The organism is Staphylococcus delphini (assembly GCF_900636325.1).
In the GTDB taxonomy this organism is placed as follows: domain Bacteria; phylum Bacillota; class Bacilli; order Staphylococcales; family Staphylococcaceae; genus Staphylococcus; species Staphylococcus delphini.
The window spans coordinates 1,851,053-1,877,433 of the sequence record NZ_LR134263.1 but is presented as its reverse complement, the minus strand read 5'-3'; the positions used below and the strand labels follow the sequence as shown (position 1 = coordinate 1,877,433).

20 protein-coding genes and 1 pseudogene are annotated in these 26,381 nt (G+C 37.1%); 19 read left to right on the top strand and 2 right to left on the bottom strand.

All coding sequences use genetic code 11. The features are described 5' to 3' along the window. Nucleotides 1-639: 639 nt before the first annotated feature. The 4 genes from EL101_RS08840 (at nucleotide 640) to EL101_RS13520 (ending at nucleotide 3,843) form a co-directional block, all read left to right on the top strand. Nucleotides 640-1,053 (top strand): VOC family protein, encoded by a 414-nt coding sequence (locus EL101_RS08840; protein ID WP_096596181.1) that lies wholly within the window; start codon nucleotides 640-642, stop codon nucleotides 1,051-1,053. A gap of 712 nt (nucleotides 1,054-1,765) precedes the next feature. Continuing rightward, complete coding sequence (locus EL101_RS08835) at nucleotides 1,766-2,032, top strand: hypothetical protein (protein WP_096596183.1); 267 nt, start codon at nucleotides 1,766-1,768, stop codon at nucleotides 2,030-2,032. A 49-nt stretch (nucleotides 2,033-2,081) separates the two neighbouring features. Then, nucleotides 2,082-2,648 carry an adenylate cyclase gene (locus EL101_RS08830; RefSeq protein WP_096596184.1) on the top strand — a complete coding sequence of 189 codons (567 nt, stop codon included), beginning with the start codon at nucleotides 2,082-2,084 and terminating at the stop codon, nucleotides 2,646-2,648. Continuing rightward, complete coding sequence (locus EL101_RS13520; protein ID WP_240622730.1) at nucleotides 2,626-3,843, top strand: hypothetical protein; 1,218 nt, start codon at nucleotides 2,626-2,628, stop codon at nucleotides 3,841-3,843. The genes EL101_RS08830 and EL101_RS13520 overlap by 23 nt, the downstream gene beginning before the upstream one ends. A gap of 889 nt (nucleotides 3,844-4,732) precedes the next feature. Here the strand turns inward: EL101_RS13520 and EL101_RS08810 are convergent. Further along, nucleotides 4,733-6,436 carry an Rqc2 family fibronectin-binding protein gene (locus tag EL101_RS08810; RefSeq protein ID WP_096596186.1) on the bottom strand — a complete coding sequence of 568 codons (1,704 nt, stop codon included), beginning with the start codon at nucleotides 6,434-6,436 and terminating at the stop codon, nucleotides 4,733-4,735. Between the two features lie 159 nt (nucleotides 6,437-6,595). Between EL101_RS08810 and gmk the strand changes: the two genes are divergently transcribed. The 5 genes from gmk (at nucleotide 6,596) to EL101_RS08785 (ending at nucleotide 12,813) form a co-directional block, all read left to right on the top strand. Then, entirely contained in the window at nucleotides 6,596-7,219 is a 624-nt protein-coding gene (gene gmk, locus EL101_RS08805; RefSeq protein ID WP_014614147.1) for a guanylate kinase, read from the top strand. Further along, a complete protein-coding gene (rpoZ, locus tag EL101_RS08800; protein WP_019165540.1) occupies nucleotides 7,219-7,428 on the top strand; it encodes a DNA-directed RNA polymerase subunit omega in 210 nt (69 codons plus the stop codon). Before gmk ends, rpoZ begins: the two co-directional genes overlap by 1 nt. 295 nt (nucleotides 7,429-7,723) lie before the next feature. Then, nucleotides 7,724-8,929, top strand: coding sequence for a bifunctional phosphopantothenoylcysteine decarboxylase/phosphopantothenate--cysteine ligase CoaBC (gene coaBC / locus EL101_RS08795; protein ID WP_240622732.1), 1,206 nt, complete (start codon nucleotides 7,724-7,726; stop codon nucleotides 8,927-8,929). Continuing rightward, nucleotides 8,926-11,334: a primosomal protein N' gene (gene priA / locus EL101_RS08790; protein WP_096596188.1), complete on the top strand. Its 2,409-nt coding sequence runs from the start codon at nucleotides 8,926-8,928 to the stop codon at nucleotides 11,332-11,334. Before coaBC ends, priA begins: the two co-directional genes overlap by 4 nt. Nucleotides 11,335-11,973: 639 nt before the next feature. Continuing rightward, complete coding sequence (locus tag EL101_RS08785) at nucleotides 11,974-12,813, top strand: M48 family metallopeptidase (protein WP_197717995.1); 840 nt, start codon at nucleotides 11,974-11,976, stop codon at nucleotides 12,811-12,813. 236 nt (nucleotides 12,814-13,049) lie between these two features. Here EL101_RS08785 and EL101_RS08780 read toward each other — a convergent pair whose 3' ends face one another. After that, the gene (locus tag EL101_RS08780; RefSeq protein ID WP_096596189.1) at nucleotides 13,050-14,366 is read right to left on the bottom strand and encodes a hypothetical protein; all 1,317 of its coding nucleotides are present in this window, start codon (nucleotides 14,364-14,366) and stop codon (nucleotides 13,050-13,052) included. A gap of 418 nt (nucleotides 14,367-14,784) precedes the next feature. On the opposite strand from EL101_RS08780, the gene def reads away from it, so the two are divergent. The 10 genes and pseudogenes from def to EL101_RS08730 all read left to right on the top strand — a co-directional run bounded on the left by def (nucleotide 14,785) and on the right by EL101_RS08730 (nucleotide 26,374). After that, complete coding sequence (gene def, locus EL101_RS08775) at nucleotides 14,785-15,270, top strand: peptide deformylase (RefSeq protein ID WP_096596190.1); 486 nt, start codon at nucleotides 14,785-14,787, stop codon at nucleotides 15,268-15,270. Beyond that, on the top strand, nucleotides 15,263-16,195 hold the full coding sequence (gene fmt / locus EL101_RS08770; RefSeq protein WP_096596191.1) for a methionyl-tRNA formyltransferase: 933 nt from the start codon (nucleotides 15,263-15,265) through the stop codon (nucleotides 16,193-16,195). The genes def and fmt overlap by 8 nt, the downstream gene beginning before the upstream one ends. Further along, nucleotides 16,196-17,497: a 16S rRNA (cytosine(967)-C(5))-methyltransferase RsmB gene (gene rsmB / locus EL101_RS08765; RefSeq protein ID WP_096596192.1), complete on the top strand. Its 1,302-nt coding sequence runs from the start codon at nucleotides 16,196-16,198 to the stop codon at nucleotides 17,495-17,497. A gap of 5 nt (nucleotides 17,498-17,502) precedes the next feature. Then, entirely contained in the window at nucleotides 17,503-18,597 is a 1,095-nt protein-coding gene (gene rlmN / locus EL101_RS08760) for a dual-specificity RNA methyltransferase RlmN (RefSeq protein ID WP_019165534.1), read from the top strand. A 6-nt stretch (nucleotides 18,598-18,603) separates the two neighbouring features. After that, nucleotides 18,604-19,347, top strand: coding sequence for a Stp1/IreP family PP2C-type Ser/Thr phosphatase (locus tag EL101_RS08755; protein WP_096596193.1), 744 nt, complete (start codon nucleotides 18,604-18,606; stop codon nucleotides 19,345-19,347). Beyond that, nucleotides 19,344-21,364: pseudogene (pknB, locus tag EL101_RS08750) on the top strand (Stk1 family PASTA domain-containing Ser/Thr kinase). Before EL101_RS08755 ends, pknB begins: the two are co-directional and overlap by 4 nt. 1,391 nt (nucleotides 21,365-22,755) lie before the next feature. After that, complete coding sequence (locus tag EL101_RS08745) at nucleotides 22,756-24,024, top strand: cytochrome P450 (RefSeq protein ID WP_096596195.1); 1,269 nt, start codon at nucleotides 22,756-22,758, stop codon at nucleotides 24,022-24,024. Between the two features lie 180 nt (nucleotides 24,025-24,204). After that, nucleotides 24,205-25,080 carry a ribosome small subunit-dependent GTPase A gene (rsgA, locus tag EL101_RS08740; RefSeq protein ID WP_096593028.1) on the top strand — a complete coding sequence of 292 codons (876 nt, stop codon included), beginning with the start codon at nucleotides 24,205-24,207 and terminating at the stop codon, nucleotides 25,078-25,080. Continuing rightward, nucleotides 25,080-25,730 (top strand): ribulose-phosphate 3-epimerase, encoded by a 651-nt coding sequence (gene rpe / locus EL101_RS08735; RefSeq protein WP_096596196.1) that lies wholly within the window; start codon nucleotides 25,080-25,082, stop codon nucleotides 25,728-25,730. The genes rsgA and rpe overlap by 1 nt, the downstream gene beginning before the upstream one ends. Next, nucleotides 25,730-26,374, top strand: coding sequence for a thiamine diphosphokinase (locus EL101_RS08730; protein WP_096596197.1), 645 nt, complete (start codon nucleotides 25,730-25,732; stop codon nucleotides 26,372-26,374). Before rpe ends, EL101_RS08730 begins: the two co-directional genes overlap by 1 nt. Nucleotides 26,375-26,381: the final 7 nt, after the last annotated feature.

The following is a 26,381-nucleotide window of genomic DNA, read 5'->3' as shown; positions in this document are numbered from 1 at the left end:
CTGGACAATCTTATATGAAATACAGCGAAACTGAGGGCAAGTTTATGAAATCAAGAAAACAATAGCATCAATTTTTATCCCATTCACGCTCATTTTCCGACCGTTTTAAAGTCATTAATGAATATGCAATCTATGTATAGCTTAAGGCTTAATTTTTTCTAGCCCCATCCCTTGGTATACACAACAAAATATAGTAAAGGAGCTGGGGAAACTTAATATCCCCAGCTTCTTTTTGTATTTGTTGATATAACGAAAGCATTAATGAAGCGATTTTGTAGTGCTGATAAAGTTGAATTTGAGCTATGAAACTTCATTCAAAGATGTGTTGTTTGATTAAAGATGAGATGACTACTTTTAAACGAGTAAACGGTTATCTTAAATACCAACGTAAAAAGAGCCAACCGCCAATTAAGATCAATAAAAATACTAAAAGAGGGATTAATAAATTCATACTAATCATAAAATAACCTCCAAAAATGATTTAACACTATTGTAACCGGTTATAATATAGAGTGAAAGCAAAAACAACAAAAAATGAAACAGTAACGGATATAAATATTTCACAGGATGACGCAGAGGTAGCTGATGATTGTGAATATTAAAATGAAAGTATCGTTTAACATTTGAGGAGGACCGGTTATGAAAATACCTAAAATTACAACGTTTTTAATGTTTAATGGTGACGCTGAAGAAGCCATCAAACGCTATACATCATTATTTGAAGATAGTGAGATTATTACAATGGTGAAATATGATGACACGATTCCAGAACAAGCAGGAAAAGTGCAACATTCTATTTTTACATTAAACGGTCAAGTCTTTATGGCGATTGATAATTTGAATGGTACAGATATTGAAATGAACCCAGCGATGTCATTGTATGTGACAGTGAAAGACCAATTTGAAATGGATACATTATATCATGGCTTAAAGGATGGTGGCGCGATTTTAATGCCGAAAACTGAAATGCCACCACAATTTCGTGAATTTGCGTGGGTTCAAGATAAATACGGCGTGAACTTCCAACTCGCCTTACCAGAATCAAAGAAATAACAATAGAATAAGATAAGCAAAAATCCGAGTCTTTCGTTACGTGTGGCGAAAAGACTCGGATTTTATGTGTAATATAGTCAATTCTTGTTGGTAATATGCTGGTTGCTTGTTGTGTTGATTGGAATATAGCCTACATACAATATGGGAAACGGAGGGGATTTTTAAAGTGGATATCAAAAATGGCCTTTATACTATGATTTTTATAAAAAAGGATCCTTTACTCAATGGGCATTTTAAACTTATCCTTCAGAGTTATTTATTCATGTTGTTATTACATGCGACAGGTAAGTTATCTCTTAAACGGTCTGCTATGATTTCAACATTGTTTTTATTTTTAATATTACTATTCAATATCATCGGAGCATTATTTTACGTTCAATCATATGATGAAAAATCATTTATTTATTGTTTACCAGTTTATCATAATGGCTAGTCAAAATTTTCATGCGAAAGAAATAAGGAGTTGAGTATATTAGATTTTATAAAAGCAAAAGAAGATTTTGTTCGTACACCCTTGAACAGTATTAGAAGAAAAATTATAAATAGTTGTAACTGGAACTGTTGGTGGTGTCACAATGAAGGAATCGGTAATAACAAATCAGAAGCTTGTACAAAATGTTGGCTTTTTAGATAAAATATTTTTCTCAGATTTTCTTGAAGTTACTAAAGAATTAAATATTTCTGAGATTCACTTGACAGGGGGCGAGCTGGTTTGCATAATAAAGTTGCCTATATATTCAGAAAATTGAAGAAAAATGTATTTATCGTCAAAAGGACTTCTATTTGTTGTAATAAACGCGTCTTTGACAAAATAATCGAATCAGGAATTGATGGCATAAATTTCAGTTTACATGCGATAGATAAAGATGAAACGTATGGAACACAAGTTGATCGTTCTAAACGATGGATAGAGCAAAACCATAAAAAATTGATGGAGTTGATAGCGTGTGTATGTTCTAGAGGTGTAAATGTTAAATAAATACTGTCGTAGCTTCATCAGTTTTTAGTGAGTTGAAAGGAGAGATTTAATGAAAGAATTAGAAGTTAGGTTTTCAATTGCTGATAAAGATAATTATCTTAAAGTGATTGAATTTTTAGATCAAAATTATAAATTTAAATCAAAGAATAGACAAATAGATAAGTATTATAAAGCGCGTGGAAAAGAAGCAGAAGAAGATGTTAAGGGGAGTTTTATTTATCGATTTCGTCAAGAAAATGATTCTACATCAGGTATTTTTACTAGGAAAGATACAGTGAAACCAGGTTTCTGGACGGAAGATGAGATTTTATTAGAATCGCAACAAATGGATTTTGTAAAAAATATTCTAGATGCTGGTTTCTCTAATATCATGACTATTGACAAAGATAGAAAATCATATACTAATCTTGAAGAAACCAGAACTGTAAACGCTGACGTAGTTGGAGAGCTTGGATATTATATTGAAGTTGAAATCTTAGGCGACTTTTCTGAAAATGATTACGATTCCTTTGTAAAAGAAACAGAGACAGAGTTTGAATTTATCAATTCAAAAATTGAAACAAAGGGTTATGTACAATTAATGAGAGAAAAAAATGAACGTACAAGAGATAATTAATAAATTTCACCTCTATGGGAATGATAGGGGATTTCATGAGTTAAAAGAGGGAAAAGTAGTTAGAGAATATGGTTCCGAGACATTATTTAACATGTCTGCTATATCAGAACACATTTATTTGTTTGATAAACTCTCTTCAACTGAATCTTTAGAAAAATATGTAACAAAGCAATTATCTTACTTTCCAAATAAGCTAGATGGCGTGGGGCTTAATAGGTTAACCAATCCAATGGAAATAGGACTATCATTTCTAGTTAAAAATAGTAAGTATCCGATAGATATCGTAAATCTATCGTTAGGATTTCTAGAAACTATAGGGTTGCGCAAAGATAAAATATATATTAGATGCGATAAAGAAATCAATTTTTTGGAATGGTATGTGAATACCGGGATTCCGAAAGATAACATTTATGAATGGGAAAATATAGAAAAATTTCATATTGGCAAACATCGACCAACTGGAAATTATTCTTATTTGTACTATAAGTATCTTAACGGAATCGTTCCAATTGGAGCAATAGCCATCATTAAAAAAGAAGAAAATTATTATTTCGATATAGTTTTTTATGCAGAGCGTCTTGCAATGATACTTGAAAGAAAAGAAGCTATTTGGCAGATAGATGAAATTAACTTTTTAGCACCGGTAATAGAAAAATTGGAAATTAATACTAGTAATAGAGGTAGATTTACGCTTTTTTTTAGAATTCTAGTTTTATTGATTCATGCTGGTCTAGGTATTGCATCAAACAAAAAACACGGTTATTTTTTGAAAAAAATACTTCGAGAAATGGCCTTTTTGCTTGATGGAAAAACTATATCAGAGTCGTATATTAAAGAACTTAGTATGTGTTCTTCTGATATTGTTCTTTCTTTAGGATACACTGATTTAAATGACGATCAAAGGAAGCAAGTCGAACAAAACATGATGAAAATAAATCATTTCTCTGTTGATATAAATGCTAGATTAAAAAAAGTAGAATCACTAATTACATACTCTAAGTCTATTGATTTTGATAGGTTAAAGAGTGAATTTGGAATTTTCCCTGAATGGGTAGTGTCGAAATATTCAGAACTTCTTTTGAGTAGAGGTATTCAGATAACATTAAATCGGAGAAATTCTATTCGAAGTTTAGCTTTAGGAAATGACAATAGACTTGTAGATATTGATAAACTGTTAGGAGAAAAAAATGACTAAAATACTTGCTATTGGTGGTTTCTCTGAGATAAACAGAGAAATAAAGAAAAAACTGTAAGTTAACATTAGTTTGTGAATCTTCGAGTATAAAAACATATTTTAAAGACCTTTATGATGAAGTTCTTGCATTTAGTAGTTTTGAAAATGAAGTTTAAATTATTGAAACAGCATGTAAGTTTATTGAATATTCAGGAAAGTGGAAAACTATAATTTGTATATCTGAAAGTTTACAAGACTTAGCCTACAAAATAGCTAAAAAACTAAGATATCTTTCAATATCAATGAAAATCAAATGATGTTTATAATAATAAGTATTCTATCGTTTACCAAAGCCCGCACTTTAGAGACAGATTTATTGAAAGAAATTGACCCGAAATAGTGTTCATATTTGTTACTCGTGGTGATTTTGGTATAGTTTAATCAGAGGTAGTCGGAGAGTAATACCGACTCTAAAAAGAAAATACTCTAAAGATGATGTAGTCGTAAGGGTCGCGACTCTAAAAAGAAAGCCCTTTTTTTGTATAATAGAGGTTTAATTTATGTCAAAAATCAATAAGAATAGCTATGATTTTTATAAAAAAGGATCCTTTACTCAATGGGCATTTTAAACCTATCCTTCAGAGTTATTTATTCATGTTGTTATTACATGCGACAGGTAAGTTATCTCTTAAACGGTCTGCTATGATTTCAACGCTCTTTTTAATTTTATTAATTCTTTTCAGTATCCTTGTAGCCTTATTTTAAGATGAATCCTATGATGAAAATGCATTAATTTACTGATGATTTTCAATAAAAACCGAAGCTAGAATGTACGTCATCCTAGCTTCGTTTTTTTAGATTTAAATCCGATACTACAGTCTATTAAATAGCAAATTTAACACTATATCTTTTACACTTCTTCAGCTTTCAACTGACGAATCATATCATAATCCGGTGTGGCATAAAGTGTCTTCTGGTTATCGTACGTGACAAATCCTGGTTTACTGCCACTCGGTTTGTGCACATTGCGAATCGTTGTATAATCCACTGGAATTTGTCCCGATTGTCCTGCTTTTGAAAAGTACGCTGCAATCATCGCCGCTTCTTCAATCGTTTTGTCACTCGGCGCATCATTTAAAATCACGACATGGCTTCCTGGAATATCTTTCGTATGGAACCATAAATGTGATTTTTGCGCACGCTTATTCGTTAAATAATCATTTTGTTTATTATTTTTACCAACTAAAATGGTATCGCCATCTGTAGAAACATAGGATTGTAATTGGATTTTTTGTTGCTTTTTCTTTTTCTGCTGTTTCTTCTGTTTAATAAAGCCTTGTTCTGCCAGTTCTTCACGAATATCGTCAATTTCATGCACTTGAATGTGTGACAACTGTTGCTCGATATTTTCAAAATAAGCGATATTTTCTTCGGTTAAAGTAATTTGATGTGTCAATTCGCGCTCACGTGTTTTCATTCGGTTGTACTGTTTATAATAGTATTGCGCATTTTCAGCAGGTGACTTTTGTGGATTTAACGGAATCGTCACGTTTTCCCCAGTGTAATAATTCACCGTTTCTAATTGGCGATCTCCAGGTTTGAGTTGATAAATATTCGCTGTGATTAATTCGCCATATAATTGTTGGTTCTCTTTTTCTTCTGTTCCTGCTTGTTCATCGACGAGCTTACTCAATTTATTTTGATATTTTTGAAGCAATTGTTGGACGAGTTTCACTAAATCATTCGCACGTTGCTTGACACGCTCACGTTCACCACGCGCATCATAAAAACGGTCGAGCAGTTCATGGAGTGAATCATACGTGACGCAATCATCGTAAAACTGTTGGAGCTTCATAAAATAAAAGTCTTCTTTACCCGTTTCGTGATTTTTATGGAACACAGGTTGTGGCGCTGCTTTCGTTTCGGCCATCACTTCATCAAATGCTTCAGGTAAAGTTTGCGTTGTCATAAAATGGCGTCTCGATGTAATTTCTTTTGTGAGTAACGGTGAAAATCCTTCAAACGTTTGGAGCAGCTGACGATCAATTTTGCCCGCATTGAAATCAATATGTTGGAGCACTTGCGCACCAGTGTATTCATAAGGATTTTGTTTATGTTGTGTTGGCGGCGCTTCATATTGAAAACCTGGCATCACGGTTCTAAATTGATTCGTATTTGGTGTAAGGTGTTTAAAACCTTCTAAAATTTTGCGTTCTTCATTAACAAGAATGAGGTTACTATGTTTGCCCATAATTTCTAAAATTACAGTACGATGAATCGTATCGCCAATTTCATCTTTACTTTCCACGTCCATTTCGATGCGACGGTCATTACCGATTTGGCGAATGGCAAGGATACGTCCGCCCTCTAAATGTTTACGAAAGACGCGCGCAAACATCGGCGGTTCGAATGGATTATCATATTTTTTTGTAGTGAGGTGAATCCTTGCAAAATTAGGGTGAATCGACAACAACAATTGATGGTTTTGGCGTTGCTGTCTGACAACCATGATGATCGTATCGTTTTCCGGCTGATTGATTTTATGAATACGTCCAGAAACGAGAAATTGTAATTCTTCTACCATTTTTCTTGTAAATACACCATCAAATGCCATAAATATCTGCCACCTTTAAAAATTTTCATTACATTATTATAACATGCCTATCCATGCACGTCAGAACTAAAGTTTTCGCTTGGCCCTCTATGCAATTCAATAAAAATTGTGGTAAGATATGTTAATAAATAGAAGAATAGCGAAGAAAGGTCGTAAGGCATGGATACTGAAAAAGGCTTACTAATAGTACTCTCAGGCCCTTCTGGTGTTGGCAAGGGCACAGTTAGAAAACGTATTTTTGATGATCCACACACATCTTATAAATATTCCATCTCGATGACAACGCGTCAAATGCGAGAAGGCGAACAAGATGGCGTTGATTATTTTTTCAAAACGAGAGAAGAATTTGAAAAACTCATTGAAGCAGATGAGTTTATTGAATACGCAGAGTATGTAGGAAATTATTACGGCACACCCGTGCAATATGTTAAAGATACGATGAATGCAGGTCACGATGTATTCTTAGAGATTGAAGTTGAAGGGGCCAAGCAAGTGCGCAAGAAATTTCCAGATGCGCTATTTATCTTCTTAGCACCACCAAGCCTAGACCATTTAACAGAGCGTTTAATCGGTCGTGGTACAGAATCAAAAGAAAAAATTGAAAGTCGCGTAAAAGAAGCGAAAAAAGAAGTTGAGATGATGAATCTTTACGATTATGTTGTCGTAAACGATGAAGTGGATCTAGCGAAAGACCGCATTCAGTCCATTGTTGAAGCTGAACATTTAAAGCGAGAACGCATTGAAGCGAAATACAGAAAAATGTTATTGGAGGCCAAAAAATAATGTTATACCCACCGTTACACCAATTACAAGATAAAATTAACTCAAAATACTTAATTGCGACAACAGCCGCTAAACGTGCACGTGAGTTACAAGCTGACCCTGATCATTTATTGTTAGATCGTTATGAAAGCAAAAAAACAGTAGGCCGCGCGTTAGAAGAAATCGCCGCAAGCAAAATTCATCCACACGTTGATGAATCACACTTTTAATACAATACAATCGATAAATGCATATGACATTTAAAATGCGCTTTTCAAAGTTGTCTCTACCTGCTGAGATGAATTTGAAAGGCGTTTTTTTATCATTCATCATGAAGTATTGAAATCGGGATAACATTAACGATTCAGTGTGCTCATTGTAAATAGTTCGGATGATAAATGGTGTTAAGCTCCCCTAAAAAATTTTTACGTCTGAGACTATGATTTTGAAATGCAACGTCTTATGAAACAAAATGGTAAATATATTATAATGCTTTTAAGAGTGAAAAAAACAGGAGTGGAAATGATGAAAAATATTTTGCTAGCTGTAACAGGCGGTATCGCTGCATATAAAGCGATAGATTTAACAAGTAAACTGACACAAGGGGGTTATGATGTGCGCGTCATGTTGACAGAACATGCGCAACAATTCGTCACACCATTATCATTTCAAGCGATTAGTCGTAACGCGGTTTATACGAATACGTTTTTAGAAGAGAACCCAGCCGAAATACAACATATTGCTTTAGGAGATTGGGCGGATGCGATTGTCGTTGCGCCCGCGACAGCAAACATCATTTCAAAATTAAGTCACGGAATTGCGGACGATATGGTGACGACGACGTTATTAGCGACGACGACACCTAAATTTATGGCACCTGCAATGAATGTCCATATGTTTGAAAATCCGCGAATTCAAGCTAATATTCAAACGCTCATAGACGATGGTTATCATTTTATTGAACCGGGAGAAGGCTTTTTAGCATGTGGTTACGTAGCGAAAGGGCGTATGGCGGAACCTCTCGAAATTAAAGCTGTGATCGATCGACAAGGTCAGGAAAATGCAGAAAAGTCACAATCCGCATACTTCAATCATAAAAAAGTGCTCGTGACTGCAGGGCCAACTGTCGAAACGATTGACCCTGTCCGTTTTGTATCAAATAGAGCGTCAGGGAAAATGGGATATGCCATAGCAGAAGCACTTCAAAAAGTCGGTGCGAAGGTAACTTTAGTAACTGGACCTACGTCAATCGAGCCACCCCGTCATGTCGAAGTCGTACAAGTGACGACGGCTGAAGATATGTTTCAAGCGGTAAAGCAGCGTTTCGAGCAACAAGATATCATATTTAAAACTGCTGCCGTATCCGATTACACACCGGTTGAACCGTTGCCACACAAAATGAAAAAACAAGACGGTGATGTAACTGTCACTTTCAAACGTACACAAGACATTTTGAAATATTTAGGTGAACACAAAACGACACAAAAACTAGTAGGCTTTGCGGCAGAAACACAAAATATGGAAAGCTATGCACAAGACAAACTCGTGCGTAAAAATGCAGATGTCATTATTGCGAACAATGTAGGCGATACGTCTATTGGTTTTAGTTCAGATCATAATGAAGTGTCGCTTTATTTTAAAGATGGGACATTTGAAACGCTGCAAAAAGGCCCTAAAAAGAAATTGGCTTTCCAAATCTTATCAATTTTAGAAAGTAGATGGGATGTATGATCGCGCAAGTTATTGTAGACGTTGCCTCGAAAAGTGTGGATAAAACGTTCGATTACGCCATACCAGCTGATTTAGAAAATGTCGTTCAGCCGGGTGTTCGTGTTATTGTGCCATTCGGTCCGCGCAAAATTCAAGGGTATGTGATGCGATGTTTACCGGATGATGAAGCGGAATATGATTTGAGTAAGTTGAGACCGATTTTGGAAGTGAAAGATATTCAGCCAGAACTGACGGCAGAACTCGTCCAATTAAGTGAATGGTACAGCCGTTATTTTTTATTAAAGCGCATTTCTATTCTTGAAGCGATGTTGCCCAGTGCGATTAAAGCGAAATATTCGAAAGCGTTCAAGTTAAAAGACGATGCGGATTTACCTGATGAAGTGGTCATGCACTTTAATAAAGAAGGGCTGTACTATTATAAAGACGCACAACAAGATGAAAATATTGAACAGCTCATGCCGTATTTGAAAGAAGGCTATATTGAAGCCGTTACGATATTGTCGCAACATACGACGAAGAAAAAGCGACGTGCGGTCAGAGTGGTGTCTACAGAAATGGCTGAAGCGTATTTGGAAACCGCGCAAAAGAAACAAAAGCAGTATGAGGTGCTCGCATTTTTACTCGATGAACGCCACCGTGATGTATTGTTACAAGAATTATTAGACATGGCATTTTCTACTTCAGCGATCAATACGTTAGAAAAACAAGGCGTGATCGAAAAATATGATGCGATTGTGGAACGAAACCCATATGAAGGGCGTGTTTTTGAGCAAGAACAAAAGCGTGAGCTCACACCAGAACAACAAGTCGCATATGACACTTTATTGCATTCGGTCCATCAACAACAAGCTGAAACGTTTTTACTACATGGTGTAACGGGGTCCGGCAAAACAGAAGTGTATCTCCAAATTATTGAAGATGTCCTCACACAAGGTAAAGAGGCGATGATGCTCGTGCCAGAAATCGCATTAACACCGCAAATGGTTTTACGATTTAAACGACGCTTTGGTGATGAAGTGGCTGTTCTACACTCTGCTTTGTCGAACGGCGAACGTTATGATGAATGGCAAAAGATTCGTGATGGCCGTGCACGTGTCAGTGTTGGTGCGCGTTCGAGTGTATTTGCGCCATTTAAAAATCTCGGCATGATTATTATTGATGAAGAGCACGAATCGACGTATAAGCAAGAAGATTATCCACGTTATCATGCGAAAGATATTGCAGAGTGGCGCAGTCGATATCATCAATGTCCACTTGTGTTAGGCAGTGCGACGCCAAGCTTGGAAAGTTATGCGCGTGCTGAAAAAGGCGTTTATACGTTGTTGTCTATGCCGTCACGTGTCAACCAACAGCCATTACCCGATGTTGAAATTTTAGATATGCGAGAAGAACTAGCAAATGGTAACCGTTCCATGTTTTCAGCACGTCTCCTTGAAGCGATTGAACAACGACTCGAACGTAAAGAACAAGTCGTCCTCTTCTTAAACCGCCGTGGGTATGCATCATTTATGTTATGTCGCGACTGTGGTCATGTCCCACAATGTCCGAATTGCGATATTTCATTGACGTATCACAAATCGAGTGACCAACTGAAATGTCACTATTGTGGTTATCAAGAACAAGCGCCGTTTCAATGTCCGAACTGCCAAAGTGAACACATTCGTCAAATGGGGACAGGGACGCAACGTGTCGAAGAATTGCTGCAACAACAATTCCCTGATGCCCGAACGATTCGCATGGATGTTGATACGACGACTAAAAAAGGCAGTCATGAAAAATTATTGAAACAGTTTGGTGAAGGCAATGGCGACATTTTGTTAGGCACACAGATGATTGCGAAAGGATTGGACTTTCCGAACATTACACTCGTTGGCGTGCTAAATGCAGATACAATGTTGAATTTACCTGATTTTCGCTCGAGTGAACGGACCTTCCAAATATTGACGCAAGTCGCAGGGCGTGCAGGACGTCATGAGAAAAAAGGGGAAGTCATTATTCAAACGTATAATCCGGATCATTACGCGATTAAAGACGTGCAACAAAATGATTATTTGAACTTTTACCAAAAAGAAATGCAGTTTCGTAAGCTAGGGCAATATCCGCCATACTATTATTTAATTAACTTTACAATTACGCACGAAAAGACAAAAGAAGTGCTACAAGCCGCAACACATATTCATCAAATTTTGTTGCAACATTTAACAGATAAAGCATTCGTATTGGGGCCGTCACCGTCAGTCATCCCGCGTATCAACAATGAGTACCGCTTCCAAGTATTAGTGAAATACAAAAGTGAACCGTCGCTCATTCATGCACTGACGTATTTAGATGACTATTATCACGAAATGTTTGTGAAAAATAAGTTGGGACTTAAAATAGATATCAACCCTTATATGATGATGTAAAAACAGACATAAAGTGCTGATATATCAAGTGTTTCAAGGGGAATGGGAATCTTAAATATATAATTAAGGACAGAAAAAGGGCAGATGGTTTAATGCTTTTGTTCTGATAGTTGTTTGTTTATTTTATGAGTATATAAACATTCGAGGGCGAAACCGTATATATGCCAGTACGCACGTGGGACACTAAAACTGTTAAAGTTGGCGGGTTATGGGTCACTATTAAATAAAGTGCATTAAATGAAGAAGTGGGATAAAGTTATGAACAAATTTATAATACATCTGATATATCTTTGATACTGTTCTGGGTTTACAAGCCTTCAGTTAAACTTATAGCTATAAGTTTAACTGAAGGCATTTTGTATGAATTTTTAAATCACGTTTAATGGATTTCAAACGTCGGGAAAAAGAAATAACTTTCGATATGTTTGTATGTGTTAAAGCGTAGAAAACAGGAAATTCAAGCCGTAACTATTATATTTATAAAATTATAATAATTAATTAATATTTAGTTAATTGATTCAACGGGTTAAGGGGCTGTATGATATAAGGGCATAGATTATATCAACGATTATGATTTGTTTTTCGTGTTAACTCAATACATTGAATCAAATTTATATCCTATTACTAGGAGGAAAAAACATGTGTAAAAAGAAAGAAAAAATTAGTGTTTCTAGATTTAGGTATAAGTATGAAATGCCTATGATAATAATTGGCTTTATAGCTATATTTCTCTATATAATTATGGCTATAGTTTTGTTAATTTTTTCTATTGATATACCTGAATGGGTTTATGGAGCTTTTTTGGGCTTGTTGATACCTTTTCTTGCTATATTTACTATTCGTTACCTTTATTGGAATAGTATTTCAAACGGAGTTGAAATCAATGAAAATCAACTGAGTGAAATATATGATATCTACCTTCAACTAGCAACTGAAATGGGATTTAATTCAAAAAAATTAAAATTACCTAGATTGTATTTAATTAATGGTAATGGTGTTATGAATGCATTTGCAGCTAAATGTACTTTGAAGAAAAGATACATAGTAATACATAGTGATTTGCTAGATCTCGCTTATAAGTTTGATGAAATGCCTTTAATAAAATTTGTTTTGGCTCACGAACTAGGTCACCATAAATGTGGACATACAAATATTTGGCGATTGATTTTCTCCCCTTTTTTAAAGCCTTTGTATTTAGACAAAAGTTTAACTAGAGCTCAAGAATACACGGCTGATAGAGTAGCGCTATATTATGCACCAGAAGGCGCATTAAGTATGATTTATCTATTCTCCGGAAAATATATGGGTTCTAGAATTGAGATTGAAGAATATTTCAAAAGCATAGATTTACACGACGAAACAATTTGGCTTAAATTGAGTAATTTTTTATCTGATCATCCTGTAGGCTTTAGGAGAATGAAAGCATTAAAAGAAGCGAAGGAAAAAGGAACTTGGGATGTTCATGGTAAGTTTATTTGATTGTATTGTAGAAAACGATATAATTATAAAAGAAAGCACATGAAGTGGAGAACTGTTGTACTTTACCTCCTCTTCATGTGCTGTAGTATGCGTGAATCATGAAATATCAGTTCGACATCTATGTTTACACAAACTAGATTATGACTGATTATAATCAATGATATAGTTATTAAGTTTTCATAAAAACACTCAGAACAAATATCCCGTGCTTGTCATTTGTTTTGAAACTCTATTAATTATTTAATACAGTCGATAATCATTTTTTTTGTATTTTCATCAATGATAGCATGCTCTTGAACATCTACTGACTCTTGCGTTTCATCAGAAGTTACGATATTACCGCCAATCCCGAAGCTTGATAGTCCGCCATCGTTTTCAATTGAAAGAGCTAGAATGTTTTTACCATGCGTTTGAATATCCCCACCGATGTAAAAGTCTTTGATTTCTCCTTGACCTTTAATGGATAAAGCAGTTGCATCCAGTTTTTGTATTTGACCTTTAACCAGCGACTCTCCCGTTGTACCAAAAGTTTTTAAATGATTGTTAATTTTAATGTGGCCCACAGGTTTTGAAAACTGCATACCAATTGAGCCATCACCATAAGTGATAATTGAATCAAACTCGGCGTTATGGATTGTGCCATCATATTGATTAAATCCTCTTGCGCCCGAACCATATGTTTCGATAGGTTTTTTAGCAATAAAGTTATGCACTGTACCAAAGTTAACAAAACCTATACCTGAAGTTCCATATGATTGGATATTTTCAAAACAAATCCAATCGTCTACTTCACCCCATACATCAATAACCATATCGTTAACACCATAAGTAGTTATAGGGCCGACAGAGTCAATTTTTTTTGCGTGCGCACCCGAAATTATGAAAACACCAGCTGTTATTAACGTTGGTTGTCCAAATGGAATCATGCCATTTGAATAAACAGCATTTGTTTTAAGATAGTCAACTTCGACTTTACCGCCATCGTAACCAAAACCGCCAATAAATATTCCTGTACCAATAACTGGTGCTTTTTCGCGGCCTATTTTGACCCCTTCAATTTTAGTTGTAATTAGTGATTCTGGGTCTTGATTGTAATTATAAATAGTTAGCGCGCCTTGATAAACTGAAACACCGTAAGCTAATGGTTTTTCAGCAGCAATTCGTGTATCCGCTGAGACAATGTCGAGATCATGAATAGTTAAATTTAATTTCTTTTGAGGTCTACGAGTTAAAATTTGAACTTGTCCAGTAATTATTAAAGAAGAAAGCTCAATTTCACCTAAATCTTCAAAATTGGAGTTGATAAAAATTGCACGTTGGTCTTGATTGGTTTGAATTGCCAAATTTGTGATTTTGTTATCTCCTTCTAAGCTGAAACCATCTCCGCGACTAAAACTAATAAGAATTTCTTTTTCATTTGAGCCGGAAATTGAGACACCTTTACTCAAATGAATTGAATAGGGTACTAAAAACGATTGAGTGATTTTAATGTCTTTTTCTCCGTTGTTAAGGGCTTCTTCTAATGCGCTTAAATTGGCAACTTCTACTGTCATACTATCAAACTCCTTCATTAAGTATTTTAATATAGTTAATCTCAAAATAGAAAAAGAACTATATTCAGATAGCATTTTAAAGGAACTTAGTTGATATTTCTATTTTTTTGCTCTTAAAAAAAGGTGTAAAACAAAATAATCGTAATGGCAAGTTATGAAGTTTTGAATATCTCCCAAATAACGTGTGTAATCGAATTCCCTAACCTTATTGCAGGCGAGGGATTTTTAAGGCAACAAAAGGGCAAATGGTTCAATGTGATAGATTTTTAATTGATCATTGAGCGGTTTGTCCCTTTTTTGCGTACGCATAATGATGTATGATGCGTTTTTTGTTATGATGACGATGAGAGACTATCGCAATTTAGGTGAGAATAAGCTATAATATAATGATAAATTTTCGTGAGGGGCGATGAATGATATGATCAGAAAAATTAAAACGCATATGCATCCGATTTTGAGAAAAAAAGCAGCGCCTGTAACTGAGTTTGATGCACATTTGAAAGACATCATTCAAGATTTGGAAGATACGTTATATGATGCAGAAGGTCAAGCGTTAGCGGCACCGCAAATTGGTGTGAGTGAGCGTGTCGCAATTGTCGACATGGAACAAGATGGCCTGTTACAGCTGATCAATCCTGAAGTCGTTACCCAATCAGATGAAACAGCGACGGAACTTGAAGGGTGCTTGAGTGTGCCGGGACGTTTTGGTGAAGTGACGCGCAGTCGTATGATTACGGTTCGAAGTTATGATTTAAATGGCAATGAAGTCGAAATGACGGCTTATGATGACATTGCACGGATGATTTTACATGTTATTGATAATTTAAATGGCGTTTTATTTGTAGATATAATGGATCGAGAAATTTCAAATGCAGAATTGGAGGCTTATTTAGAAGATGAGTAAAATTATTTTTATGGGGACACCTGATTTTTCAACAGCAATTTTAGAAATGTTAATCGATACTGAAGAGGTGATTGCAGTTGTCACTCAACCCGATAGACCTGTGGGACGTAAACGGGTACTCACACCGCCTCCAGTGAAAAAGGTGGCTGTTGCACACGATATTCCTGTGTACCAACCTGAAAAGTTAACTGGCTCAACAGAACTTGAGACATTACTTCAAATGGAATGTGACTTGATCGTGACAGCGGCGTTTGGTCAATTATTACCTGAATCATTACTTGAACATCCAAAATTTGGCGCGGTTAATGTACATGCGTCATTATTGCCAAAATATCGCGGTGGTGCACCAATCCATCAAGCGATTATTGACGGTGAAGCAGAAACAGGCGTGACAATCATGTACATGGTGAAAAAGTTAGATGCCGGTGATATCATTTCACAACGTGCGATTCCAATTGAAGACACGGACAATGTGGGGACTATGCATGATAAGTTAAGTGCACTTGGTACGGACTTATTAAAAGAAACGCTCCCATCAATTTTAAATGGCACGAACGACCGTGCGCCACAAGATGAAGCATTAGTGAGCTTTGCATCGAACATTCAACGTGAAGATGAACGTATTGATTGGACACAAGGTGCGCGTACGATTTTTAACCATATTCGCGGCTTATCTCCGTGGCCAGTGGCTTATACGACATTTGAAGATAAAAATATGAAGTTATATGAAGCGCAACTCATAAAAGGTCAATCTGGGCGTCCGGGTGTAATTATCGATGTTACGAAAAAACACATCATTGTCGGTACAGGTTCAGACGATGCGATTGCACTGACAGAAATTCAATTAGCGGGTAAGAAAAGAATGCCTGTTGCACAATTTTTAAGTGGTTTCCAAACATCTCTAGTTGGAAAGGAACTCATCTAAATGGTCACAGTTCGTGAATTAAGTTTAATGACAATTGAAGCGGTGTTGAAAGACGGAGCTTACAGTAATTTAAAAATGAATGAGATGTTACAGACGTATCCATTAAATCCTGCTGATCGCGGTTTATATACGGAACTTGTATATGGCACGATTAAGCGAAAACTGACGTTAGATTATTATTTAAAACCGTTCATCAAAACAAAAATTAAAGGCTGGGTGCGTCGTTTATTATGGATGAGCCTGTATCAATTCCTTTATTTAGATAAAGTGCCGACGCATGCTTTAATTAATGAAGCCGTGAATATCGCTAAGAAACGTGGTGGCGTACAAACGGGCAATACGGTCAATGCGATTTTACGTCAAATGACATCGCAGCCATTACCAGATGTGACTGCGATTAAAAAGCAACCTGAAAGACTTTCAATTCAATACAGTATACCGACTTGGATTATCAAACATTGGTTAACGCATTTCGGAACTGACACGACTGAAGCGATTGCGTCGAACTTGCTTCTCCCAGGAACACAAACTGTACGTGTGAACCGTACACAAATCACAGTAGATGAAGCGATCGCGCAATTACGTGCTGAAGGTTTTGACGTTCAATCGGATGCTCATATTGACGTTTGTCTACACGTGTCAGGTCATGGTGTGATGACTTCTGAGCTGTTTCAAAAAGGTTTGATCAGTATCCAGGATAAGAGCTCTATGTTTGTCGCGGAATATATGGGGTTACAACCGGGTGACACCGTGTTAGATAGCTGTAGTGCCCCTGGAGGAAAAGCGTGCCACATGGCTGAAATTTTAAATGGTCAAGGAACAGTGCTCGCAACGGATGTACATGCGCATAAAATCCAGCTCATTGACCATAATATTCGCAAGTTACATTTAACAGGAATTCATGCAATGCAACATGATGCGACACAACCGTACGACCAGCAGTTTGACAAAATTTTACTCGATGCGCCGTGTAGTGGGCTAGGCGTTTTGAGACATAAACCAGAAATTAAATATATGATAACGCCACAAGATGTAGAGGGATTAGTAGACTTACAATTACGCATCATCGACAATGTTTCAAAGCATCTTAAAGCGGGTGGGACATTGGTTTATTCAACATGTACAATCGAACAACTTGAAAACGACAATGTGATTTATACCTTTTTGAAGTCGCATCCTGATTTCGAATTTGATTTTATTGAAGACCCACGGACACATGAACCAGTGAAAACATTGCAACTATTGCCACAAGATATGCATGCAGATGGTTTTTTTATAACGAGAGTAAGGAAGAAAGGGTAGACGATATGATTACTGCAGAAAAGAAAAAGAAGAATAAATTTTTGCCAGACTTCGAGAAACAATCGATTTATTCACTCAGATTTGATGAATTGCAAGGTTGGTTGAAAGAGAATGGCCAACAAAGTTTCCGGGCTAAACAGATTTACGAATGGCTTTATGATAAACGTGTAGATACTTTTGAAGAAATGACGAATTTGTCGAAAGAATTGCGTCAACTTCTCGCGGACCACTTTACGATAACGACTTTGGAAACGGTCGTCCGCCAAGAAAGTCGCGATGGCACAATCAAGTTTTTATTTGAATTACAAGATGGCTATACAATTGAAACAGTTTTAATGCGTCATGACTATGGGAATTCTGTATGTGTGACGACACAAGTGGGCTGTCGTATTGGCTGTACGTTTTGCGCGTCAACATTAGGCGGATTGAAGCGTAACTTAGAAGCTGGTGAGATCGTATCACAAGTCTTAACTGTGCAAAAAGCGTTAGATGAAACGGACGAACGTGTCTCTTCTATCGTCATCATGGGCATTGGTGAACCGTTTGAAAACTATGATGAAATGATGGACTTTTTGAAAATAGTGAACGATGATAACAGCTTAAACATTGGTGCACGTCATATTACGGTTTCAACATCAGGTATTGTACCGAGAATTTATGATTTTGCGGATGAATCACTTCAAATTAATTTTGCGGTGAGCTTACACGCAGCAAATAATGAAATTCGTTCAAAATTAATGCCGATTAATAGAGCATATGATGTGGATAAATTGATGGAAGCGATTCAATATTATCAAGAAAAAACCAATCGTCGTATTACGTTTGAATATGGCTTATTTGGTGGCGTGAACGATCAACTTGAACATGCACGCGAACTTGCCAAATTGATTAAACCACTCAATTGTCATGTGAATTTAATACCAGTCAACCACGTCCCAGAGCGTAATTATGTGAAAACGCCGAAAGATGACATTTTTAAGTTTGAAAAAGAATTAAAAAAATTAGGCATTAATGCTACAATTAGACGTGAGCAAGGCGCAGATATCGACGCAGCATGTGGACAACTTAGAGCAAAGGAACGTCAAGCAGAAACGAGGTAGAACATAATGTTAAATGCAGAATTTTTTTCAGTAGCAGGTAATTTTCGTGACAACAATGAAGATGCAGGTGGCGTATTTTATAATAAGACAGATCAACAATTTTTAGTGCTATGTGACGGTATGGGTGGCCATCAAGCAGGTGAAGTGGCGTCACAATTTGTCGTCAGTGCTTTACAAGAAAGATTTGAAGCAGAAAACTATATTGAACCTGAACAGGCAGAAGCTTGGTTGAAACATCAACTTCAAATCGTCAACCGTGATTTATATGATCAAGCACAACAAAATTCTGACTATCGTGGTATGGGGACGACGTGTGTATGTGCATTAGTCTTTGACCATCATATTGTTGTCGCAAATGTAGGCGATTCACGTGCATATTTAACGAATGGTCGAACGATGGACCAAATTACAATTGACCATACATTCGTCAATCAGCTCGTGATGTTAGGTGAAATTACCGAAGAAGAAGCTTTTGAACATCCGAGAAGACATATTATTACTAAGGTGATGGGGACAAATCGTTTTGTTACGCCTGATATTTTCACTAAACGTACACAATTTTATCAATATCTGATTTTAAATTCTGATGGTTTAACAGATTACGTGAGACCTCATCAACTTCATACATTATTGAATGATCATGAATCTGTTCACGAAATCGGCGAGAAAATGTTAGCACTCGCTGAAGAATTAGAAGCGAAGGATAACATCTCATTTGTACTAGCTGAGATTGCAGGTGAACCTGTATGATTGGTCGCTTAATAGATGACCGCTATGAGTTAAAGCAAATTCTCGGTGGCGGTGGTATGTCAAATGTTTATGTCGCAATGGACACGATTTTGAACCGTCAAGTGGCTGTGAAGTTAATTCATATTCCACCGAACGAGAAGCAAGCGACGATCCAACGCTTTGAAAGAGAGGTACAGAATACAACGATATTGACGCATCCGAACATTGTGAGTGTGTTAGATGTGGGTGAAGAAGTGGACTTTTTCTTTTTAGTAATGGAGTACATTGAAGGTCCGACACTTGCTGATTATATTAAAGCACATGGGCCGTTGAAGCCTGAAAAAGCACTGTATTTCATTGAACAAATACTGAGTGGGATTCGTCATGCGCATGAGCGTGGCATTGTACACCGTGATATTAAACCACAAAATGTCATGATAGATAGTAATCAAATGCTGAAAATAGTGGATTTTGGTATTGCGAAGGCTTTAAGTGAAACCGCTATGACGCAGACGAATCATGTAGTCGGCACGGTCCAATATTTATCTCCTGAACAAGCGAAAGGCGAAAAAACAGGGGAACGTTCGGACATTTATTCAATTGGTATCGTTTTATATGAGATGCTCACGGGTCATCCACCTTTTACAGGAGAGACAGCAGTGAGTATTGCGATTAAACAAATACAAGAATCTGTGCCAAACGTGACAGATACGCGAAGAGATGTGCCACAAGCGTTAAGTAATGTCATTTTAAAAGCAACAGAAAAGGATCAAAGTCATCGTTACCGTTCAGTATCAGAAATGGCACACGATGTCATGTCGACTTTAGATCCGAGTCGCCAAAATGAAGCAATATACGAAGTGGACGGTACAGCGACGAAAACTGTACCAATCAATAAAAATGCATTAAAAGCTGAACAAGCGAAACAAGGTCAAGCTGTTGATGAAACGGCACAAATTCCAATTGTCACGCCTGAAGAGCAACCTCAGGCACAACCTAAACCGAAACCAAAGCCACAACCTGCCTATTATAGCCCACCACCGAAACGCTCAGGACGCAAAAAACTAATTTTTGGTGTGATTTTACTACTTTTATTAGGTAGTTTGTTTATTTTTATGGGAGCAGCGATGACTGGAGATAAATACAGTCAAGTGCCTGAAGTGCTCGGTAAATCGAAAGCTCAAGCTGAAAAACTATTAAAAGATAATAAATTGACAGTGGGTGATGTCACGTATGATTACAGTGACCGTTACAGTAAAGATCAAGTGATGACTGTCGATCCTGAAGAAGGTACGAAAGTCGAACAAGAAAGCAGTGTGGACCTTGTCATTTCGAAAGGGCAACGTGTAGAAGCGATGCCGAATTTGGTAGGGATGACGAAACAAGATGCCGAACGAAGATTAAAAGAATTAGGCTTCACACACGTGACATTCACAAAGGCCTATACTGAGAATAATATTGAAAAAGGTCATATCGAGGCGCAAAGTATTCAGCCAGGTCAAAATGTGGCAGTGACGCAAGATAAAGTGGAAGTCACAGAATCACTCGGTAAACGTCAAGTGTATGTCGGTGATTATACGAACAAAGACATAGATGACGTGAAAGCAGAATTAGAAGAAAAAGGACTTGTCGTTGAAATTGAAAAAGAACGTTCAGACCGTCGTGTGAAAAAACATCATATTATCAATCACTCGCCTAAAAAGACCAATGTAGAAGAGGGCGATACGGTGAGCTTTATCGTGTCAACAGGCGAGAAAGTGATGAAGACAGTGATGAAGACAGTGATTCAACGGTGAAGACGTACAGTGAAACGGTGAACATTCCTTATACAGGTAAAAATGATAAGCCTCAAAAAGTAGAAGTTTTTATTACAGACAAAAATGATAATGGTCAAAGCCCTGCTGAAACGTTTAATATTACGCGAGATACGCCGCAAACAATGCAATTTGTAATAGAGAAAAATAAAACGGCGAAGTATGTGATTAAAGTGGATGGTAAAACAGTGGCGAGAAAGACGATTGATTATGATGATTTTTAGAAGATGAAGTGTTGTTTTTGTTAGGTTTCAGCATTTCGGTGACATGTGTGTTTCAATCTTACAGATTGCTGAACGATGCTTCGTTGTTATATTGATTTAGTCTTATTGATGCAATCTAAGGCTCGCGTTCCTAGGGGCTGGTCCTTCAACTAAATTCGGCTTGATGATAGTGTACATTTGGTGGTAGCCGAATTGGATTTTCCGGACCAGCTGATCCCTCAGGAGTCTCGCCTAGATTGCTAATCAATAAGGCTATTTTGTTTTTATGAAGCATCGTTCTGGCAATCTGTTTTGTTTGGAGAAACGTAGGTGTTGTTGTGCTTGGTAAAAACAAAACCGTCGTCTTTCGCCACTATTTTTTTTTGTGTGTCGAAAGAGATGAGTTGTCATGTCTTATTGATGCAATCTAGGGCTCGCGTTCCTAGGGGCTGGTCCTTCAACTAAATTCGGCTTGATGATAGTGTACATTTGGTGGTAGCCGAATTGGATTTTGGGAGCAGTACAGAAATCTCATATGAAATAAAGATTTCGTCGTACTGCCCCCGCAAGGCTGACTAGACTTCTCAAAAGTATAAACATTGAGAAGTCAGACAGCTACTGCGTTAAACAGTAACCACTTTTCAAGTTAAATGACATTACTTTGCCTTTAACATAATCCCTCAGGAGTCTCGCCTAGATTGCTAATCAATAAGGCTATTTTGTTATTATGAAGCATCGTTCTGGCAATCTGTTTTGTTTGGAGAAACGTAGATGTCATTGTGCTTGGAAAAAACAAAATCATCATCTTTCGCCACTGTTTTGATTAGGTGAAGGGTGTAGGTGCTTGAGTTTGTTAGGAGTCTCGCCTAGATTGCTAATCAATAAGGCTATTTTGTTTTTAGGAAGCATCGTTCTGGCAATCTGTTTTGTTTGGAGAAACGTAGATGTTGTTGTGCTTGGTAAAAACAAAACCGTCGTCTTTCGCCACTATTTTTGTTTAGGTGCAGGGTGTAGGTGCTTGAGTTTGTTAGGAGTCTCGCCTAGATTGCTAATCAATAAGGCTATTTTGTTTTTAGGAAGCATCGTTCTGGCAATCTGTTTTGTTTGGAGAAACGTAGGTGTTGTTGTGCTTGGAAAAAACAAAATCATCATCTTACGCCACTGTTTTGTTTAGGTAAAATGTTGGAAATTGTTGACATTTAACAGAATAACACTATATCAACTGTGAAGGTGGGCTTGAGGCTCATTTTGACGGTTGTTTTTTGTTGAAAATGGCTTTTTGATAATTTAGAGTATGAAAACAGACTGATTTGCTAGGGATGCTTTTGAAAGTTGGGTTTTTGGATTACATTTCGCTGTTAACCACGTATAATGGGGATTGAAGATAAAAATTTTTTTCGGGGGGACTTATATTGGCAAAGAAATTACCAAAAGATACGGGATTAGACAATACGCTTAAAATTATCAACGACGCTTATACTTATGTGCCTAAGCGTCTAGAAAAGTTTGGAACGAAAGCTTTTGAAACGCGTGCATTAGGGATGAAACCAGTTGTTGTGATCAGTGGTAAAGCAGCGGCTGAACTATTTTATGACAACGATAAGATTTCAAGAAAAGGCACGTTGCCGAAACGCATTGTACATACTTTATTCGGAAAAGGTGCGATTCATACGACAGAAGGTAAAGTGCATGTCGACCGTAAAGCACTCTTTATGTCTTTGATGACTGAGAAAAATTTGAAATATTTACGTGAATTGACACGAAATTACTGGTTTATGCACACAGAACGCATGCAAAATAAAGATGAAGTTAACGTCTATCAAGAAGCGGGACTGATTTTAACAAAAGTCGGTTTTCGCTGGGCAGGTTTAAAACAAACGGATGAACAAGCGGCACAAAATGCTGAAGATATGAATACGATGATTGATTCGTTTAGCGGGCTTGGTCAATCTTTGAAAGGGTATCGTGAAGCGAAAAAGGCGCGTGCACGTGTTGAACAATTTTTACAAGACCAAATTGAAGCGGTACGTGAGGGTCAACAATATGCAGAACCAGGAACGGCTTTGTATGAATTTGCACATTGGAAAGATTTGAATGACCAACCAATGGACCCACACTTATGTGCAGTAGATTTAATGAATATCATACGTCCACTTGTTGCGGTGAATCGCTTTGTGAGCTATGGTGTAAAAGCACTGATTGAATTTGATCAAGAACGTAAAAAGTTACAAGTGACTAACGATCCGAATTACGCTTATAAATTCGCTCAAGAAGTGCGTCGTATTTTCCCATTTGTGCCATTTTTACCAGGGCGATTAAAGAAAACGGTTGAATTTGACGGTTTCAAATTGAAAAAAGGCACATTGACGGTACTGGATATTTTTGGGACGACACACGACCCTGAACTATTCGAAAATCCATATCAATTTAACCCAGACCGTTTCGACAACTGGGATGGCAGTCCATTTGATTTAATTCCTCAAGGCGGTGGAGATTTCTATACGAATCATCGTTGTGCGGGTGAATGGATGACAGTGATTGTGATGGAAGAAACGATTCAATATTTTGCGAATAAAATTGATTTCGAAGCACCTGCACAAGATTTGTCTGTGAAGTTAGATCAATTCCCAGGCAAAGTAACGAGTGGGACAATCATTAAAAGTGTTTATCCAAGAATTTAATTTCTGTGTATGAATAGGCTGAAATAAAGCGAGATGGGACTGGGACATTGTTTTCTCAGTCTCTTTTTTATTGGTATGGCATACATTGAGATCAAAAGTTGTTTCAAGTATTAAATCATATCATTGTCTATAAGGCTTTGATATAATAATTGAGGATATTAACGAAAAAGAGGTGTGAATTTGAAAACAGGTCGAATTATTAAATCAATCAGCGGTGTCTATCGCGTTGACGTCAACGGTGAAATGTTTGATGCAAAACCACGTGGACTCTTCAGAAAAAAGCAAATTACGCCTATCGTTGGAGATATTGTGGATATTGATGTAGAAACACATGCATCGGGCTATATCCAACACGTACATGAACGTCGTAATGAATTAAAAAGGCCGCCAGTGAGCAACATCGATTTACTCATTGTCGTGATGAGTGCGGTGTCTCCTGATTTTTCAACACAATTGTTAGATCGTTTTCTCGTGATTGGTCATTCATATGGGTTGCAGCCGAGCATACTCATTACAAAAAAGGATCTTGCATCAAAAGAAGAACAAGCAACCATTGAAGAAGTTCTCAAATATTATGAAAAAATCGGTTATCAAACACAGTTTATTGGTAAAGATGATGATGTGGCTGAAGTATTTCAACAATGGGCACCTGGACTGGCGGTATTGAGTGGACAGTCTGGTGTAGGAAAATCGACATTACTCAACCGTTATGCGCCGAGTCTTGAGTTGGAGACGAATGAAATTTCACAATCACTCAACCGAGGCAAGCATACGACGCGCCATGTCGAACTTTATCCACGTGAACAAGGTCATATCGCTGACACACCTGGTTTTAGTGCGCTCGATTTTGATCATATTGAAAAAGAAGATTTGCGAGACTATTTTATTGATATTGCCGAATTAGGGGCGTACTGTAAATTTAGAGATTGTTATCATATTAATGAACCACGTTGTCATGTCAAAGCGATGCTAGATGCAGGTGAATTGCCGGCATTTCGTTATGACCATTACGTACAATTATATAATGAAATATCAAATCGAAAGGTAAGATACTAATGACAAAAGTTTTTCCTTCTTTATTATCAGCTGATTTTTTGAACTTAAAACAAGAATTAACAAAATTAGAAAAAAGTGGCATTGATGCATTACATTTTGATGTGATGGATGGCCAATTCGTACCTAACATTTCAATTGGTTTTCCAGTGCTCGAAGCGATTCGTGCAGCGACGGATTTACCGATTGATGCACACTTGATGATTGAAACGCCGAATGACTATGTCGAAGCGTTTGCGGAAAAAGGTGTGAACAAAATTTCAGTGCACATGGAAGGCAATCCGCATATTCATAGAGTGATTCAAAATATTAAAAAGCATGGTGTTGAAGCAGGTGTTGTCATTAATCCAGGGACACCGGTGCATGCTATAGATGCGATCATTGCAGAGGTAGATTTCGTCTTAGTCATGTCCGTGAATCCAGGTTTTGGTGGACAAGCATTCCTTCCAGCTGCCGTAGATAAAATTAAACAGTTAGATGACATACGTAAAAATCGCCAACTCGACTTTAAAATCGAAGTCGACGGTGGCATTAATGATCAAACAGCGAAACAAGTCGTTGAAGCAGGGGCAGATTGGTTAGTCGCAGGTTCATATTTCTTTAGCCAAGCAGATTATAAAGAAGCGAACCAACGTTTGAAAGGTGAACTATAATGGACGATAAAGTCATTGGCTTGCTCTGTAGTGATCGTGAATTGCCAGAAGCATTGTTCGATATTCAACGTCATCAAACATGGGGTGGCGTAGATAGAGGCACAATGATTTTATTACAACACAATATTATGCCAATCTTTGCGGTAGGCGATTTTGATTCAATTTCTCAAAGTGAGCGCGAATGGATACAGTCACACATTGATATCGACCCCGTACCAGCCGAAAAAGCCGATACAGACTTAGCACTTGCTGTACGCACTGCAGTGGAACAAGGGTATCGTCATATTCAAATTTTTGGGGCAACTGGTGGGCGTTTAGATCATTTTATGGGTGCCATGCAACTCCTGCAACATCCTGATTTTGAAGCGGTGCGCATTCAACTCATTGATCAACAAAATAAAATCGAATATTTAACTGAAGGTCAGCATGTATTACAAAATGATACAGCTTATCGTTATGTTTCATTGATGCAAGGGACGGATCAAGTCGTACTTTCATTAAAAGGATTTAAATATGAATTGTGCGAGCAGCAGTTGAATCGAGGCGAAACTTTAACAGTCTCAAACGAATTTGATGCAGAACGAGGTGAGGTCATCATTCATCAAGGTGGCGTCTATGTCATGAGAAGTCGAGATAAGTCATGATAAATAG

Coding starts and splice junctions, on each gene's coding strand:
- rpoZ (WP_019165540.1), top strand. CDS start 7,219: ATGTTATACCCACCGTTACACCAATTACAAGATAAAATTAACTCAAAA.
- EL101_RS08810 (WP_096596186.1), bottom strand. CDS start 6,436: ATGGCATTTGATGGTGTATTTACAAGAAAAATGGTAGAAGAATTACAA.
- def (WP_096596190.1), top strand. CDS start 14,785: ATGATCAGAAAAATTAAAACGCATATGCATCCGATTTTGAGAAAAAAA.
- EL101_RS08755 (WP_096596193.1), top strand. CDS start 18,604: ATGTTAAATGCAGAATTTTTTTCAGTAGCAGGTAATTTTCGTGACAAC.
- EL101_RS08830 (WP_096596184.1), top strand. CDS start 2,082: ATGAAAGAATTAGAAGTTAGGTTTTCAATTGCTGATAAAGATAATTAT.
- EL101_RS13520 (WP_240622730.1), top strand. CDS start 2,626: ATGAACGTACAAGAGATAATTAATAAATTTCACCTCTATGGGAATGAT.
- gmk (WP_014614147.1), top strand. CDS start 6,596: ATGGATACTGAAAAAGGCTTACTAATAGTACTCTCAGGCCCTTCTGGT.
- rlmN (WP_019165534.1), top strand. CDS start 17,503: ATGATTACTGCAGAAAAGAAAAAGAAGAATAAATTTTTGCCAGACTTC.
- coaBC (WP_240622732.1), top strand. CDS start 7,724: ATGAAAAATATTTTGCTAGCTGTAACAGGCGGTATCGCTGCATATAAA.
- EL101_RS08840 (WP_096596181.1), top strand. CDS start 640: ATGAAAATACCTAAAATTACAACGTTTTTAATGTTTAATGGTGACGCT.
- rpe (WP_096596196.1), top strand. CDS start 25,080: ATGACAAAAGTTTTTCCTTCTTTATTATCAGCTGATTTTTTGAACTTA.
- EL101_RS08785 (WP_197717995.1), top strand. CDS start 11,974: ATGTGTAAAAAGAAAGAAAAAATTAGTGTTTCTAGATTTAGGTATAAG.
- rsmB (WP_096596192.1), top strand. CDS start 16,196: ATGGTCACAGTTCGTGAATTAAGTTTAATGACAATTGAAGCGGTGTTG.
- EL101_RS08730 (WP_096596197.1), top strand. CDS start 25,730: ATGGACGATAAAGTCATTGGCTTGCTCTGTAGTGATCGTGAATTGCCA.
- fmt (WP_096596191.1), top strand. CDS start 15,263: ATGAGTAAAATTATTTTTATGGGGACACCTGATTTTTCAACAGCAATT.
- EL101_RS08780 (WP_096596189.1), bottom strand. CDS start 14,366: ATGACAGTAGAAGTTGCCAATTTAAGCGCATTAGAAGAAGCCCTTAAC.
- priA (WP_096596188.1), top strand. CDS start 8,926: ATGATCGCGCAAGTTATTGTAGACGTTGCCTCGAAAAGTGTGGATAAA.